Annotated in this window: 15 protein-coding genes; 7 read left to right on the forward strand and 8 right to left on the reverse strand. The window is 63.9% G+C overall.

The features are described 5' to 3' along the window. Positions 1 to 24 precede the first annotated feature (24 nt). The gene (gene glmM, locus KUW17_RS15265; RefSeq protein WP_222480639.1) at positions 25 to 1,371 is read left to right on the forward strand and encodes a phosphoglucosamine mutase; all 1,347 of its coding nucleotides are present in this window, start codon (positions 25 to 27) and stop codon (positions 1,369 to 1,371) included. Positions 1,372 to 1,385: 14 nt separating this feature from the next. On the opposite strand, the gene KUW17_RS15270 is transcribed toward glmM, so the two are convergent. The 3 genes from KUW17_RS15270 to ilvC all read right to left on the reverse strand — a co-directional run bounded on the left by KUW17_RS15270 (position 1,386) and on the right by ilvC (position 4,624). Further along, the gene (locus KUW17_RS15270; protein ID WP_222480641.1) at positions 1,386 to 2,291 is read right to left on the reverse strand and encodes a DMT family transporter; all 906 of its coding nucleotides are present in this window, start codon (positions 2,289 to 2,291) and stop codon (positions 1,386 to 1,388) included. A 177-nt stretch (positions 2,292 to 2,468) separates the two neighbouring features. Continuing rightward, positions 2,469 to 3,377 (reverse strand): DMT family transporter, encoded by a 909-nt coding sequence (locus tag KUW17_RS15275; RefSeq protein ID WP_222480643.1) that lies wholly within the window; start codon positions 3,375 to 3,377, stop codon positions 2,469 to 2,471. 224 nt (positions 3,378 to 3,601) lie between these two features. Beyond that, on the reverse strand, positions 3,602 to 4,624 hold the full coding sequence (gene ilvC, locus KUW17_RS15280; RefSeq protein WP_027236799.1) for a ketol-acid reductoisomerase: 1,023 nt from the start codon (positions 4,622 to 4,624) through the stop codon (positions 3,602 to 3,604). 132 nt (positions 4,625 to 4,756) lie between these two features. Here ilvC and KUW17_RS15285 point away from each other — a divergent pair, with 132 nt between their 5' ends. The 5 genes from KUW17_RS15285 (at position 4,757) to KUW17_RS15305 (ending at position 8,365) form a co-directional block, all read left to right on the forward strand. Continuing rightward, positions 4,757 to 5,212: an Lrp/AsnC family transcriptional regulator gene (locus tag KUW17_RS15285; protein WP_222480646.1), complete on the forward strand. Its 456-nt coding sequence runs from the start codon at positions 4,757 to 4,759 to the stop codon at positions 5,210 to 5,212. Then, positions 5,209 to 5,784: a hypothetical protein gene (locus tag KUW17_RS15290; protein WP_222480648.1), complete on the forward strand. Its 576-nt coding sequence runs from the start codon at positions 5,209 to 5,211 to the stop codon at positions 5,782 to 5,784. Before KUW17_RS15285 ends, KUW17_RS15290 begins: the two co-directional genes overlap by 4 nt. Beyond that, the gene (locus KUW17_RS15295) at positions 5,781 to 6,239 is read left to right on the forward strand and encodes an Lrp/AsnC family transcriptional regulator (protein ID WP_222480650.1); all 459 of its coding nucleotides are present in this window, start codon (positions 5,781 to 5,783) and stop codon (positions 6,237 to 6,239) included. The genes KUW17_RS15290 and KUW17_RS15295 overlap by 4 nt, the downstream gene beginning before the upstream one ends. Beyond that, positions 6,239 to 7,015, forward strand: coding sequence for a hypothetical protein (locus tag KUW17_RS15300; protein WP_222480652.1), 777 nt, complete (start codon positions 6,239 to 6,241; stop codon positions 7,013 to 7,015). The genes KUW17_RS15295 and KUW17_RS15300 overlap by 1 nt, the downstream gene beginning before the upstream one ends. A 225-nt stretch (positions 7,016 to 7,240) precedes the next feature. Continuing rightward, positions 7,241 to 8,365, forward strand: coding sequence for an aminotransferase class V-fold PLP-dependent enzyme (locus tag KUW17_RS15305; protein ID WP_222480654.1), 1,125 nt, complete (start codon positions 7,241 to 7,243; stop codon positions 8,363 to 8,365). On the opposite strand, the gene KUW17_RS15310 is transcribed toward KUW17_RS15305, so the two are convergent. From KUW17_RS15310 to KUW17_RS15325, 4 genes are all read right to left on the reverse strand, one after another. Next, positions 8,362 to 9,066, reverse strand: a complete 705-nt coding sequence (locus KUW17_RS15310) for a M50 family metallopeptidase (protein WP_222480656.1) — start codon at positions 9,064 to 9,066, stop codon at positions 8,362 to 8,364. The genes KUW17_RS15305 and KUW17_RS15310 overlap by 4 nt on opposite strands. A gap of 15 nt (positions 9,067 to 9,081) precedes the next feature. Continuing rightward, a complete protein-coding gene (locus KUW17_RS15315; protein ID WP_222480658.1) occupies positions 9,082 to 10,278 on the reverse strand; it encodes a UbiH/UbiF family hydroxylase in 1,197 nt (398 codons plus the stop codon). 78 nt (positions 10,279 to 10,356) lie between these two features. Then, positions 10,357 to 10,605 (reverse strand): hypothetical protein, encoded by a 249-nt coding sequence (locus KUW17_RS15320; protein WP_222480660.1) that lies wholly within the window; start codon positions 10,603 to 10,605, stop codon positions 10,357 to 10,359. A gap of 162 nt (positions 10,606 to 10,767) precedes the next feature. After that, positions 10,768 to 11,412, reverse strand: coding sequence for a pyrimidine 5'-nucleotidase (locus KUW17_RS15325; protein ID WP_222480662.1), 645 nt, complete (start codon positions 11,410 to 11,412; stop codon positions 10,768 to 10,770). 143 nt (positions 11,413 to 11,555) lie between these two features. Between KUW17_RS15325 and KUW17_RS15330 the strand changes: the two genes are divergently transcribed. After that, positions 11,556 to 12,200 (forward strand): GntR family transcriptional regulator, encoded by a 645-nt coding sequence (locus KUW17_RS15330; RefSeq protein WP_222480664.1) that lies wholly within the window; start codon positions 11,556 to 11,558, stop codon positions 12,198 to 12,200. On the opposite strand, the gene KUW17_RS15335 is transcribed toward KUW17_RS15330, so the two are convergent. After that, the gene (locus tag KUW17_RS15335; RefSeq protein WP_222480666.1) at positions 12,160 to 14,085 is read right to left on the reverse strand and encodes a glycosyltransferase; all 1,926 of its coding nucleotides are present in this window, start codon (positions 14,083 to 14,085) and stop codon (positions 12,160 to 12,162) included. The two genes, KUW17_RS15330 and KUW17_RS15335, sit on opposite strands and share 41 nt — an antisense overlap. Between the last annotated feature and the right edge of the window lie 13 nt (positions 14,086 to 14,098).

A 14,098-nucleotide genomic window follows, 5' to 3' on the forward strand; every position in this document is an offset into this window, starting at 1 on the left:
GGCCTTATTGGCAGGAAAAGCATAATGCGGAAACTCTTTGGTACCGATGGCGTGCGCGGCACCGCCAATATTCACCCCATGACCGCCGAAATGGCGCTGCGCATCGGCGCTGCCGTCGGATGCTATTTCCGGCGTGACGGAACCGGGGTGCACCGGGTGGTGATCGGCAAAGACACCCGGCTGTCGGGCTACATGTTCGAAAACGCGCTGACGGCGGGCCTCACTTCGACGGGCATGAACGTGCTGCTGCTTGGCCCGGTGCCGACTCCGGCGGTCGGGCTGATGACCCGTTCGATGCGGGCGGATCTCGGTGTGATGATCTCTGCCAGCCACAACCCCTCCGAGGACAATGGCATCAAATTCTTTGGCCCGGACGGTTTCAAACTGTCGGACGGGGCCGAAATGGAGATTGAGGCGCTTGTCGAGGCCGGTGTCGAGTCGGCGCAGGCCGCCAACATCGGCCGAGCAAAGCGGATCGACGACGCCCGCTTCCGCTATGGCGAGCGGGTCAAGAGCTCGCTGCCGCGCAACCTTGGCCTCAATGGCCTGAAAGTGGTGATCGACTGCGCCAATGGCGCGGCGCACCGGACCGCGCCCGAGGTCCTGTGGGAACTGGGTGCCGAGGTGATCCCGGTGGGGGTGGCGCCGGACGGGCTGAACATCAACCGCGGCTGCGGGTCGACCCATCCGCAGACGGCAGCCGAAGCGGTTGTGGCGCATGGTGCCCATGTGGGTATCTGTCTGGATGGCGACGCCGACCGAGTGATCCTGATCGACGAGACCGGCACAGTGGCCGATGGCGACCAGCTGATGGCCTTGCTGGCCAGCCGCTGGGCGGAGGAGGGCCTCCTGACCGGCGGCGCGCTTGTCGCGACGGTGATGTCGAACCTCGGACTGGAACGTTTTCTGGAAAGCAAGGGCCTGGGTCTGGAGCGCACTGCCGTCGGCGACCGCTATGTGGTGGAGCGGATGCGCGAAGGCGGGTTCAACCTGGGTGGCGAGCAGTCGGGCCACATTGTGATGAGCGATTACGCCACCACCGGCGACGGGCTGATGGCGGGGCTGCACTTCCTGGCTGCAATGGTGCAGTCCGGCACAAAGGCGTCTGAGCTGGCGCATCAGTTCGCGACCGTGCCGCAGCGGCTGCGCAATGTGCGGTTCCAGGCAGGCCAGGCGCCGCTGGAGAGCGACCGGGTGCAAGAAGCAATTGCCGCGGCTGAGAAGATGCTGGACGGCCAGGGGCGGCTCTTGATCCGCAAGTCCGGCACCGAACCGCTGGTGCGGGTGATGGCGGAAAGCGAGGATGCCGGGCTGATGACACTGGCGGTCGACAGCGTGGTGGCCGCGGTCGAGGCGGCCGTCGCGGAGTGACGGGGAGGGGGCGTTCAGCCCCCTTTGCGGAACAGGCGGCTGAGCCTGCCGAACTGGCTGAGGCCAAGACCGCCCAGAATCATCGTCATTGCGAGAAGCATCGAGGGTGGCAGCTCCTCGCCCAGGAAAACGGCGCCCAAGACCACAGCCCAGACCGGCACCTGGTAATTGGTGAGGGTCATGAACGTGGGGCCTGCTTCGCGCACCACGATGACTCGCAGCAGGTTGGCGGCGGCTGTCGGGATCAGGCCGAGGATGGCGGCAATCAGCAGCGTTTTTGTGTCGGGCATCGCCGGCGGGCCTTCGGTTGCCCAGGCGGCCGGGAAGATGATGAAGCAGCCGATCATCAGCAGGACGGCGGCCAGCCCCACGGGGTCCACTGGCGGCAGGCGGCGGGTCAGGATGGAACTGACCGAGTAGCAGGCCGCGGCAGACAGGCAGGCGGCGCGGCCATAAGCCTCCAGCTCTGCGCCGCTTGTCTCAAACGCCTTGCCGCCGATCAGCAGCGCGACACCGGCAAAGCCGATGCAGAAGCCGATGAAGCGGCGCAGGGTCATCTGCTCTCCCGGCACAAAGACATGCGCCAAGGGCAGCACCATCAGCGGGATTGCCGCCATGCTGACGCCGGTAAAGCCGGAGGATACATGCTGCTGTCCCCAGGAGATCAACATGAAAGGCAGGGCGGTGCTGAGGATGCCGATGAGGATCAGCGAGGGCCAGTTTGTCTCAGCCTTGAACAGCTTGAACCCGCGCCAGCCCCAGACCGCGCCTAAGAGCAGCGCGGCAAAGCCGATCCGCCCAGCGGCCAGCCAGAACGGGGTGATGCCATTGAGCGCCAGCTTGATCAGCAGAAAGGTCGCGCCCCAGACAAAGCCCAGGGTGGCAATCATCAGCCAGTAGCGCGGTGCGATATCGGGCATAGGTCCCTCGTGCCGGTTCACCGCGCGACAAGACCCCGCCGGGCGGGCGGGGTCAATGGCAATTGCTTTGTTATGGAACGAAGCGATTATCAACTGTCCATCGCCCGGCGTTTCCGCCCGGAGACGGGCACTGCCCTCGGTGAACACGGGGCGGATGAAGGGAGTTTGCGGTTCGGTTCACACCACGCGCGGGCGGCGGCTGCGGCTGAGCAGGAGGCCGCCGAGGATCAGCGCCAGTGCGGCAAACAGCTGCGGCGGCAGGGTTTCCCCTAAAAGGGCCGCGCCGAAGATCACCGACCAGACCGGCACCTGGTAGTTCACGGTGGACAGGAATGCCGGGCCTGCGCTGCGGGCCACCTGCACCAGAAGTACCTGGGCGAGGGCTGTCGGCAGCAGGCCGAGGTAGATAACGGCACCCAGCGGCAGGGCGGCGGGCAGGTCCGGCACGCCCTCGGCCCAGAGCGCTGCCGGGGTCATCATGGCGGCGCCGCAGAGGAGAGCGGCGGCAGAGAGCGACAGCATGTTCACCTGCGGGCAAAGCCGGGTGATGATCGAGCCGATGGCGTAGCACAGCGACGCGCCGAGGCAGGCGAGGCGGGCGAGGGATTCAAAATCCGTTCCGACGGAGCGGAAAGCGTCGAGGCCGATCAGCACCACGACACCTGCAAAGCCGATCAGGAAGCTGATGGTGCGGCGCAGGGTCATATGCTCACCCGGCACCAGCAGATGCGCCAGCGGCAGCACAAACAGCGGCACCACTGCCATGCAAACCCCGGCAAAGCCGCTGGCCACGTAAGTCTGCCCCCAGCTAAGCAGGGTGAAGGGCAGCGCGTTGGTGAAGAACCCCATGCCGATGGCGCAGGCCCAGATGATGCGGCCCTCGCGGGAGCGCAAGGAGGGCAGGCCGATCCCCATCGCATAGACTGCCCCCAGCAGGCAGACCGCGCCGATCGAGATCCTGAGCGCGGCAATGGTCATCGGCGGGTGTCCCCTGAGTGCCAGCGACACCGCCATGAAGGAGGCGCCCCAGATCACGCCGAGGAACAGAAGCTTGGCCCAATTGGCAGCGCCGGGGGAAGTGGTCATTTCGCGTCCCTCATTCAAATTGCGGATCGTTGCCGTTGCGCAAGCTGCTGAGGGCAGCGGCCGACCCTGGGTGGGCGTGAAGCGCCCTCCCGTGGGGAGGGTCGGGCGCTGCCCGGCCTATCGGCCGAGTGAAAGGGCATCTAACAAAACCGAATAATTGAAAAGGGCGCCCCAAATCGGAGCGCCCTGCAGAGGTAAGGTCAGCGGAGGGTTCCGCGGGCGCCTTAGTTCTTCTCTTTGTCGACCATCTTGCCGGCCGAGATCCACGGCATCATGCCGCGCAGCTTGGCGCCGGTTTCTTCGATCAGGTGCTCGTCGTTGGCACGGCGGGAGGCTTTCAGCGTCGGCTGGCCAACCTGGTTTTCCAGCATGAAGTCGCGGACGAATTTGCCCTGCTGGATGTCTTCCAGAACCGCTTTCATGCGGGCTTTGGTTTCGTCGTACTTCAGGATGCGCGGGCCGGTGACGTACTGGCCGTACTCGGCGGTGTTGGAGATCGAGTAATCCATGTTGGCGATGCCGCCTTCATAGATCAGGTCAACGATCAGCTTCACTTCGTGCAGGCACTCGAAGTAGGCCATTTCCGGTGCATAGCCGGCTTCGACCAGGGTCTCGAAACCGCAGCGGATCAGCTCAACCAGGCCGCCGCAGAGAACCGCCTGCTCGCCGAACAGGTCGGTTTCGCATTCTTCGCGGAAGTTGGTTTCGATGATGCCGGAGCGGCCGCCGCCGATGGCGGAGCAGTAGGACAGGCCGGTTTCCAGCGCTTTGCCGGTGGCGTCGGTGTGAACCGCAACCAGGCAGGGCACGCCGCCGCCTTTGGTGTATTCGCCGCGCACGGTGTGGCCCGGGCCCTTGGGCGCCATCATGATGACGTCGACGCCTTCTTTCGGCTCGATCAGGCCGAAGTGCACGTTCAGGCCGTGGGCGAATGCGATGGCTGCGCCCGGCTTGATGTTGTCGTGGACGTATTTCTTGTAGGTCTCAGCCTGCAGTTCGTCGGGCATGGTGAACATGATCACGTCGCACCAGGCGGCAGCTTCTGCGATGCCCATGACCTGCAGGCCTTCGCCTTCGGCTTTCTTGGCGGAGGGGGAACCTTCGCGCAGCGCAACGACAAGGTTCTTGGCGCCGGAGTCGCGCAGGTTCAGCGCGTGGGCGTGGCCCTGGGAGCCATAGCCCAGGATGGCCACTTTCTTGTCCTTGATCAGGTTCACATCGCAATCGCGGTCGTAATAAACGCGCATGATCCACGTCCTTTCGTTTGGTGTTTGAGGGCATCATAGGCATGTGGGCAGGGAAGGCGATTGCTATTGCGCATGAATTTCGCAGTTTCTTTGCGGTAGTCATTCGTCATTTTGCCTGATAGTGATTAAATCATGCTTGATGATCTCGACCGGCGCATTCTGCGCTATATGCAAAGCGACCCGGAGCAATCGATTCCGGATCTGGCCGAACGGCTGGGGCTTTCGGCTTCGCGCCTGTCGCGGCGGCTGGAGAAGCTGCGTGAAGGCGGCGTAATCCTCGGCCAGCGCGCGGTGATCGACTGGCGGGCCCTGGGGTATGAGGTCGAGGTCTCGCTGCGGGTTACGCTCGACAAGACCAATCCGCGCGCCTTTGACGAGTTTATCGAGGCCGCCCGCGGTATTGCCGAGGTGATCGAGATCCAGACCTTTCTGGGGCAGGTGGATGTGCGGCTTTCGGTGATTGCGCGGGACATGCCGCACTACCAGCAGATCTACCGCGCGGCCATTTTGAACCTGCCGCATATCACCGATATCGAAGCGCTGATGCATGTGGCGCGGATCAAGTCGGACGAGGTGCTGCCGGTATGATTGGAGAAAGTTTCCGCGACGATTGGAAAATGATCTATCCGGACGTCCCTCCGCTCGGCCATATGCTTCGCGCCTTTCGCTTGGAAATGTGGACAAGGTTTCACGCGCTTCCTGAGTCCAAGCGCTATGCCGAGACGCAAGCCGAAGGCCAGACCATCCTGGATCGAGCAAATGCAATTGCCGGGTTTCTGTTTGAGCCGGGGCAGGAAGTTTGGTTGGCGAATTGCGACATACATTATGAGGATGAGCCAAGGCGCACCTCGAAAGCCCTACCGGGAATAGCCTCCCCATTGCGTTTTGAGTTCTCCAGCGATGAAAGCGTGTATTTCGAAGAGCAAACAAGAGTCGAAGTATTCGCTGCTAAAACAGTATGGAAGCCTGGCCGATTTGATGAGCTTCTGAGCGAAATTGCAGAAGACAGGGAAAGGGCGGTTTGGTTCGACCCCGTTTCCGGGCGCGTATTTGCGCCCTACGATGGCGGCTTTGACATTGTTTTAGAAGACAGCCGTTTGGTGCCTGAAGTCGAAGCAGAGTTTAGGCAATGGATGTCGGCATCGGACAGTAAGTTATGAGCGCGCTGGACGAACTGGACTTTGCCATCCTGGGGGCGCTGTCGGAGGATGCCACCCTGTCAGCGGGGGCGCTGGGGCGGCAGCTGGGCCTTAGCCAGCCTGCCACCTGGCGGCGGATCAAGAGGCTGCAGGAGACGGGCATCATTGCGGGTCGCAAGCTTGAACTCGACAAGGAGAAGCTGGGGTTTGGCGTCACTGTCTTTCTGGGGGTGAAGCTGGCCACCAAGGGGCGGGTGTCCTTGGAGGATTTCGAGCGCGCGGTTTCCGCCATTCCCGAGGTGCAAACGGTGGAGCATGTGCTGGGCATGTATGACTACCGCCTGCGGGTGACGGCGCGGGACATTTCCGACTTTGAGCGCGTCTTGCGCCGCCGGGTGATGACCCTGCCGGGGGTGGGGAATGTTGAGGCCAATGTGCTCTTGAGCGAGGAGCGGCGGCCGGGGCCGCTGGGGTGATGGGGAGACCGGACCTGCATGGCAAGAACGGAAAGCCGGTGAAGGCAAAGCTTCCGGAGGATCATGAGTTCGCGGAGCTGATTGCGGAGGCCTACAGGGTTTTTACAGCGCCCAAGCCTGCGGAGACAGGCGTCTGCAAAGGCTGCTGCATGGAACCGGCCATCGAGGCGGATTTCCTTGTGCCGGATATTGAGGGTCTGCCACTTCACTACCTGCATGACTGGTATTTTGCAGCTGTTTCCGATGCCTTCGATCAGAACATCTGGCGGTATCTCCTGCCGCGCGTTTTGGAGGTGCTCGCTAGCGGAGAGGAGCTGGCCTATGTCGGGCTTGAGGTCAGCCTGAGCCGTTTTCCAACCGGAGATGCCGCGCGCTGGAAGGCAGAGGAGTGGGCGGTGCTCGACCGGTTTCAACGGATGTATCTGGACCGGGTTGTCCGGCAGGGCGAGGACTGCCTGGATGATGTGCTGTGCATGTTTGGGATCGCCGGATGGCAGCTAGAGGATTTGTTTGAGCAGGTGCTGGACGTTCCGGCAGATACGCTTGCGGAGATGCTGTGGCGGGACTGGTGCATCGGGCGCGGGTCGATCTGGATCACCGCTTTCTGGGACAACGGCGGCAATTCTGAAGTCTTTGCCTTTTACACTTCGCCGGAGCTTTACAAGCGCATGGCGGATCTGGCCTTGGATGGCCAAACCCCGCCAGAGATCGCTGAAAAGGCGCTGGCGGTGGCCGGGGTGATCGAGCAGGCGGTCGCCTGGGACGCTGGGAACTGATGCCTGGGCGGCCGGTGGTAGGGTCGCAGCAGGGTGTTTGTTGCCGATCCGAAACCCGCTTGGCGCAAATCCGGGTGTTTTCTGTCGTGCTTGGGCTGTCTTTTCCCCTCCGTTCCGCCAGTATCACCCTTCGGAGAACGGCGGCGGCACTGTATGCCAAGGTAGGCTTTGCCAAAGCCTGCGGCACCGGCTAGCCGTTTTATGAGGAATACAAGGGAGGCCCAGATGGCACTGCTCGACACCGTGGACCCGCAGGGTCTGGATGAATTCTCGGTGGTTTTCACCGACCGCTCGCTCAATCACATGTCCAAGGCCTTTCAGCAGGTGATGCTGGACATCAACGCGATGCTGAAAGAGGTCTATAACGCCGAAGCGGTGGCGCTGGTGCCCGGCGGCGGGACCTATGCGATGGAGGCGGTGGCGCGCCAGTATGCCCGCGGGGCAAATGCGCTGGTGGTGCGCAACGGCTGGTTCTCCTACCGCTGGAGCCAGATCTTTGAGGCGGGCGGCTTCACCGCGTCCTCCAACGTGATGAAGGCGCGCCGCACCGGCAATGAATCGGCGTCGCCGTTTGAGCCCGCGCCGATTGCGGATGTGGTGGCTGCGATCAAGGAGCAGAAGCCGGACATCGTCTTTGCCCCGCATGTGGAAACCGCTGCCGGTGTGATCTTGCCGGATGATTATGTGACCGCCATGGCCGCAGCCGCGCATGAGGTCGGCGCGCTGATGGTTCTGGACTGCATCGCTTCCGGCTGCGCCTGGGTTGATATGAAGGCGACCGGCGTCGACGTGCTGATTTCCGCCCCGCAAAAGGGCTGGAGCGCCTCGCCCTCGGCTGGTCTGGTGATGTTCTCAGAGCGTGCGCTGGCGCGGCTGGAAGAGACAACTTCGGACAGCTTTGCCATCAACCTGAAGCAGTGGCGCACCATCATGAAGGCCTATGAGGACGGCGGTCATGCCTATCACGCCACCATGCCCACCGATGCGCTGAAGGCTTTCCGCGACACCATGCTGGAGACCAAGGAATATGGGTTCGAGAAACTGCGCGATGCGCAATGGGCGTTGGGCAACGGCGTGCGGGCAATGCTGAAGGAAAAGGGCATCACTTCGGTTGCTGCTGACGGTTTCGGCGCGCCGGGCGTGGTGGTGAGCTATACCAGCGATCCGGACGTGCAGAACGGCAAGAAGTTCCTGGCGCTGGGCACGCAGATCGCGGCCGGCGTGCCGCTGCAGTGCGACGAGCCTGCGGATTTCCGCACCTTCCGCCTGGGCCTGTTCGGCCTCGATAAGCTTTATGACGTGGACGCCACCATCGCGCGGCTGAAAACCGTCGCGGACCAGGTGCTTTAACGCAAAATCCGGATTGGGCTGCGCAAGGGGATATTGCTTGTGCGGCCCAGCCCGTGGCGCAGGGTGAGCCAGATCACCCCGAGGCTGATTGCCAGCCATATCCCGCCCCACAGCATGGTCGCGCCGCCGAATTCCTCGGCCATCATCCGCGCATCGGAGCGCAGGTAAGAACGCGCAATGGTGTCGTCCCAGATGTCTATGGGCGCATAGATTATGCTGCTGACCCCAATCATCCGCAGGATCATGTCGTTGATATTGAGGCTGAGGTAGCGGGACGCGGCGAGCATCAACGCGCCGGTGGCAAGGGTGAAGCCAAGCGCGAAGAGGTCGCGGACATAGAAGGCGGCAACGGCCAGGGTGAGAACGCCAAAGACGGCAAGAACCCTGCGGTCCCAGTCGGTGCGCAGGGCAATCACGAACAGGGCGGACCCGATCAGCAGCGAGCCGGTGTAGCCTGCCGTGAGCGTCAGGAACCGGCTGCCGCCGCGCGAGACCACCATGCCGCCCTCATAGGGGTCGACGGTGAGGCTGACCACATCGCCGCCGGTCAGCAAGGTCATGGCAGCATGGGATAACTCATGCAGGAACACGGTCAGGATCCGCAAGGGCAGCAGCGCCGGGGTCTGCCAGAGGGCGGCAATCAGCAGGGTCAGGCAGAGGAGCTGCCAGTGGCCTTTGAGGAAGCGTCCGGCAGCCCGCATGTTATTTCACGCCCATCATTTGACACCCAATCCCATCTGCATCAGCGTCTTGCGCACCGGCGCCAGGGAATACAGCGCATTGAGGCCGAAGGCGCGCAGGTCGCGCAGCGGGCGCGGCGCCAGCATGGAAGTGCGATTGAGCAGGTCGATTCCCTTCACACGCAGCAAAATCTCATTATGGCGGGCCTTGTGATAGGCGGTCAGCATCTGGGCATCACCCAGGCCTTCGGGGCGGGCTTCGGCCAGTTCCAGCAGGCTGCGCAGATCGCCCAAGGACATGTTAAGGCCTTGCGCGCCGATCGGCGGCACCACATGGGCGGCTTCGGCCATCAGCGCCAGCCGCTCGCCGTTCAGCCGCTCCGCCGACTGGCTGATGATCGGCCAGATGGTGCGGCGCGAGGCCAGTTTCAGATCGCCGAACAATCCGCAGCTGCGCTCGGTCATCGCGGCCTCAAAGGCTTCGGGCGCCAGGTTCTGCAGTTCCTGTGCCCTGGGGCCGCGCTCCATCCAGACAATCGCGGAGGACGGCTGGCCCTGGTAGTCGGGCAGCGGCACCAGCGTGAACGGCCCGCCGGAGCGGTGGATCTCGGTGGAGACGTTGTCATGCGGCACCGGGTGTGTAACGGCAAAGGCCAGCGCCTTTTGCCCGTAGCGGGTGGTTTTCACCGGAATATTCGCGGCCTCCCGCATCGGCGAATTGCGGCCGTCGCAGGCGACCACTAGTTTTGCGGTGACCTGGCTGCCGTCGCTGAGGCTGACGCGCGCCTCATCCGTGCGGGTGAACAGGCCTGTGGTGCCGGTGCCAAAGCGCAGGTCGACGTTCGGCAGTTTCGCCAGCCGGGCAATCATCTCGCGCCGCAACAGCCAGTTGGGCAGGTTCCAGCCAAACGGCTGGTTGGAGATGTCTGCGGCGTTGAAGTCCTTCACCACCCGCGGTTCGGGCCGGGCGCCGCCCGCATCGACAATGCGCATGATCTGCAAGGGGGCGGCGTGGTCCGCCAGCCGCGCCCATATCCCGCAGCGCTCCAGCAGGGCTTGTGCGGGTTGCAGAAAGGCGGTGGTGCGCAGGTCGGAGCCTTCGGCGTCGCGTTCGGTGACCGGCGGGGCGGGGTCGGCGCAGATCACGCGGAAGCCGCTGGACGCAAACGCGGCGGCTGCGGTCAGTCCCGCAATGCCGCCGCCGGAAATCAGGATGTCGCAGGTCTCGGCCATGGTCTCAGCCCTCCGTTGTTGCCCTGAAATAGGCCCGGACGGAGGGGGAAGACAAGCGGCAACCTGCTGCGCGGGGAATTAGCCGCGGGTGATGGAGAGCAGAACCAGAAACATCACCGGCACCATGCACAGCGCCGGGATATAGAGGCCCGGAATGCCGAACAGCATGATCGAGCAGCCCCACAGGCTGACGAAGGTTGCGAGAGCGTAATAAATGTTTTCCTCGGGGCCATAGACGACCTCCTTGATCAACCGCCCCAGGATCGGCAGGGCAAACAGGATTCGCTGCCACAGGGTCAGGCGGGCGGGAAGGGCATATGCGCTCATCGGTCGGGCTCCTTAAGGTCGTTTCGCGGCGCATATAAGGAGGAAAAGATGCGGCAAACAGGTATATTTTGCCGCAGTTGCAAAGAATTGCCGGAATGCCGTTGTACACAGTCTGTTATGCGGCAAAGGGCGCTCGATTGCGCCTTTCGCAGCGGGAGGAAATTAGTTCAAAGCGGCCAGAAAACCCGCCAGATCATCGGAATGATGATGGATATGCGCGGCGCTGACCGGCTCCGGCGCCACATGCACAGTGCGCATGCCCATCTCATGCGGGGCCGCCAGGTTTCGCGCGTCATCCTCGAACATCGCAGCCTGCTGCGGCACCACACCCGCGCGGGCAAACACGCGGTCAAAGGCGCGGCGTTCCGGCTTGGGGTGGTAGTCGGCGTGTTCGACGCCGTAGACCGCGTCAAACAGCCCCGACAGCCCGCGCGCGGCCAGAACCCGTTCTGCATAGGGGGCGGAGCCGTTGGTGTAGACGATCTTCTTTCCCGGCAGGTTGCGGATCGCAGCTGCCAGCGGCGCGTCCTCCTCCAGATGGTCCATCGAGATGTCGTGCACCGCCACCAGATAGGGTTCCGGGTCCAGGTCATGCTCGCGCATCAGACCGGCCAGGGTGGTGCCATGCTCGCGCCAGTAATGGCTGCGCAGGCGGTCGGCCTCTGCCTTGTCCACCTTGAGCGCGTCCATAACATAGGCTGTCATCTTGACCTCGATCTGGTCGAACAGCCGCGCGGACGGATGATAGAGGGTGTTGTCCAGATCGAACACCCATTGGCAGACGTGGGAAAAGGCTTGTTTGGGCATGACGCCCAAGTAGGCGCCCTTTGCCGCTTTTGCAATGAAAAGCGCATTTTGCCTGCGGGTTTTCAGCACATTAGCGCCATCAGGGTTGATTGCTGAGGGATGCGCTGTAGAGATTGTCGGATCGGAACAGACGAGGGGCGACCATGAGCCAGAGCCGCAGCAACCAGAAAGATGCCTATGCGCTGATCCTCGAGGCGATCGACTCCGGGATCTACAAGCCGGGCGACCGGCTGGTGGAAAGCGATCTGGCGGAACGCTTTGGCGTCTCGCGCACCCCGATCCGCGAAGCGCTGCAGCGGCTGGAAACGCAGTCCCTGCTGGAACGCGACGGGCGGTCGCTGATCGTGGCCTCGCTGGATCACAACCAGATGGCGGAGCTGTACGTGGTGCGGCGCGAACTGGAGGGGCTGGCGGCGCAGCTAGCGGCGCGCCACGCCACCGAAGAAGAGATCAAGGTGCTGAAGGAGATGGTGGAGTCCGACGACAAACTGGTCGGTGATCCGGCAGCATTGTCCAAGGCTAACCGCCGGTTCCATGAGCAGATCCATCTGGCCTCGCACAACCGCTATCTGGTGCAGCAGCTTGACCTGGTGCACCGCACCATGGCGCTGATGGCGACCACCTCGCTGGCGGCGGAGGGCCGCAGCGAGATTGCACAGTCGGAGCACAAGGGCATTGTTGATGCCATCAGCCGCCGCGACGAGGCGGCGGCGGGCGCAGCGCTGAAGGAGCACATCTCGATTGCCTTCATGACCCGGCTGAAGCAGGACGCCAGCGGGCGGGGATAACCCGCCAGCGGCGGCGCTTGGCGGCGGGTTTGATGCCATGCGCCGTCTTGTCCCAGAAGAAAGGGCAGGCAAGCAGCTCATAAGCCGCCTTGGCCACGGCTATGCCCCCCATCGGGAAGTAGAGGATCATGGCGGGCGCCCAGACTGCCAGCCAGGGCCGTCCCATGGCGCGGGCCGCGGTCGCGCTGATGACAAGGCCGAGCAGTTCGAAGAACACCAGTGCCGCCGCCGCCAGGGTCAGCAGCGGAGACGGCACAATCCCCGCGCTGGGATGCGCAAGGCCCAGGGTGAACAGCCAGAACGACCACAGCACCGGGGCAAACAGGAATTGCCCGATGGTGCCCAGAAAGAATGCCTGAAAACCCAGGAAGCGCTTCCAGCCCAGCTCTGCCCGCAGCCGCAGCGGCTGCCGCATGTGCACCAGATAGGTGACCATGAAGCCCTTGAGCCAGCGCGAGCGCTGCTTGATCCAGGGCCAGGGGCGCCAGTTCGCCTCCTCATAGGTGGTGCTGGGCAGCATTTGCGTGCGGTAGCCCGCGCGGTAGAGCCTGACGCCCAGATCGGCGTCTTCAGTGACGTTGTGGGCATCCCAGCCGCCCAGTTCCTCCAGCACCTCGCGGCGGATAAACATGGTGGTGCCGCCCAGGGGCACCACCAGGCCAAGCCGTGCGATCCCGTTCAGGACAACGCGAAACCAGCTTGCATATTCCAGCGTGAAGCAGCGGGAAATCCAGTTGGTGCCCGGGTTGTAATAGTCGAGCACCCCCTGAAAACACGCCGTGCGGGCGTCTGCCCCGGCAAAGGCTCGCGCCGCCTGATCGAGCTGATCCGCCTGCGGAGCGTCCTCGGCGTCCCAGACACCGATGATGCTGCCGCGGCAAAAGTTCAGAGCATAGTTCATCGCCCGCGGTTTTGTGGTTAGCCCGCCAAAGGCCGGAGCTTCAATCACCCGGACCCAGGGTGGAAGGCGGGTCCTGGCAAGGGCGGCACGGGTGACGCTGTCATGCTCCTCCAGCACCAGCAGCACATCGGTGAGCGCCCGGGGATAGCTGAGCTTGCGGATGCGGGTGAGCAGCGCGCGGCTGATCTCCGCCTCCTTGTAGAGCGGCACCAGCACCGAAATGACCGGCCGCTCGCGCGGGTTTTCCTGGCCGGGCGGCGGCGCTTGGCGGCCCTGGCGGGCGCGGCCGCTCCAATAGGCGGCGAGGCCGCAGAGTTTCAGGGCGGAGAACAGCAGCACCGAGAGCAGTGCCATCAGGCTGAGGGTGGTGAACACCGCCGCGGGCGCTGTCCAGAACAAGTACAGAGCAGGCAGCGCACAAGCGCTGAGCAGGGCGCGGCCCCGGGCGGGCTGCAGTGTGCGGCAACTGTGCTGCGGAGCAACGCTGCAGCTGGCCTGGCGCGCCAAGGCGGGGCGGAAATGAGAGGCCAGCAATGCGGTAATCTGCGCCTCGCTGGCCAGAACCGGGGTCACGCTCTCGAAGCTGTCCTGCAGTTCGCGCTGCAGCGCCTCGAACCGGTCGGGATGGGCAATGGCGATGGTGACGGTCTGGCCCAGCTGCATCCAGGGGGCTGCGCAATGGCGCAGCCAGAACCGGGCGGGTTTGCGCGCGAGCAGCCGGGCGCTGGGCGTTTGTCCGGACAGATCGGCCCTGGGCATCCGGTACTGCCGGGACAGGGTGTCCTGCACTTGGTCTTCGCTGACCAGCCCTTCGGCCACCAGCACCCGCCCCAGCGCCGCCTTCTGATGCTGGCGCAGCACCAGCGCCTTCATCATGCTGCGGCCGTCCGCTGGCGGCGGCCCTGCCGCGGGCTGGCCGCGGCGCGGCGGTGCTCCGTTCTGCGGCGGCCGGAACTGCCGCAGCGGCTGTGACACTATACCCATCATACGCCTGCAA

Source organism: Leisingera aquaemixtae, from assembly GCF_019801145.1.
Taxonomy (GTDB): domain Bacteria; phylum Pseudomonadota; class Alphaproteobacteria; order Rhodobacterales; family Rhodobacteraceae; genus Leisingera; species Leisingera aquaemixtae_A.

Coding starts and splice junctions, on each gene's coding strand:
- KUW17_RS15335 (WP_222480666.1), bottom strand. CDS start 14,085: ATGGGTATAGTGTCACAGCCGCTGCGGCAGTTCCGGCCGCCGCAGAAC.
- KUW17_RS15310 (WP_222480656.1), bottom strand. CDS start 9,066: ATGCGGGCTGCCGGACGCTTCCTCAAAGGCCACTGGCAGCTCCTCTGC.
- KUW17_RS15285 (WP_222480646.1), top strand. CDS start 4,757: ATGCTTGATGATCTCGACCGGCGCATTCTGCGCTATATGCAAAGCGAC.
- KUW17_RS15295 (WP_222480650.1), top strand. CDS start 5,781: ATGAGCGCGCTGGACGAACTGGACTTTGCCATCCTGGGGGCGCTGTCG.
- KUW17_RS15315 (WP_222480658.1), bottom strand. CDS start 10,278: ATGGCCGAGACCTGCGACATCCTGATTTCCGGCGGCGGCATTGCGGGA.
- glmM (WP_222480639.1), top strand. CDS start 25: ATGCGGAAACTCTTTGGTACCGATGGCGTGCGCGGCACCGCCAATATT.
- KUW17_RS15330 (WP_222480664.1), top strand. CDS start 11,556: ATGAGCCAGAGCCGCAGCAACCAGAAAGATGCCTATGCGCTGATCCTC.
- KUW17_RS15320 (WP_222480660.1), bottom strand. CDS start 10,605: ATGAGCGCATATGCCCTTCCCGCCCGCCTGACCCTGTGGCAGCGAATC.
- KUW17_RS15270 (WP_222480641.1), bottom strand. CDS start 2,291: ATGCCCGATATCGCACCGCGCTACTGGCTGATGATTGCCACCCTGGGC.
- KUW17_RS15275 (WP_222480643.1), bottom strand. CDS start 3,377: ATGACCACTTCCCCCGGCGCTGCCAATTGGGCCAAGCTTCTGTTCCTC.
- KUW17_RS15305 (WP_222480654.1), top strand. CDS start 7,241: ATGGCACTGCTCGACACCGTGGACCCGCAGGGTCTGGATGAATTCTCG.
- KUW17_RS15325 (WP_222480662.1), bottom strand. CDS start 11,412: ATGCCCAAACAAGCCTTTTCCCACGTCTGCCAATGGGTGTTCGATCTG.
- KUW17_RS15290 (WP_222480648.1), top strand. CDS start 5,209: ATGATTGGAGAAAGTTTCCGCGACGATTGGAAAATGATCTATCCGGAC.
- KUW17_RS15300 (WP_222480652.1), top strand. CDS start 6,239: ATGGGGAGACCGGACCTGCATGGCAAGAACGGAAAGCCGGTGAAGGCA.
- ilvC (WP_027236799.1), bottom strand. CDS start 4,624: ATGCGCGTTTATTACGACCGCGATTGCGATGTGAACCTGATCAAGGAC.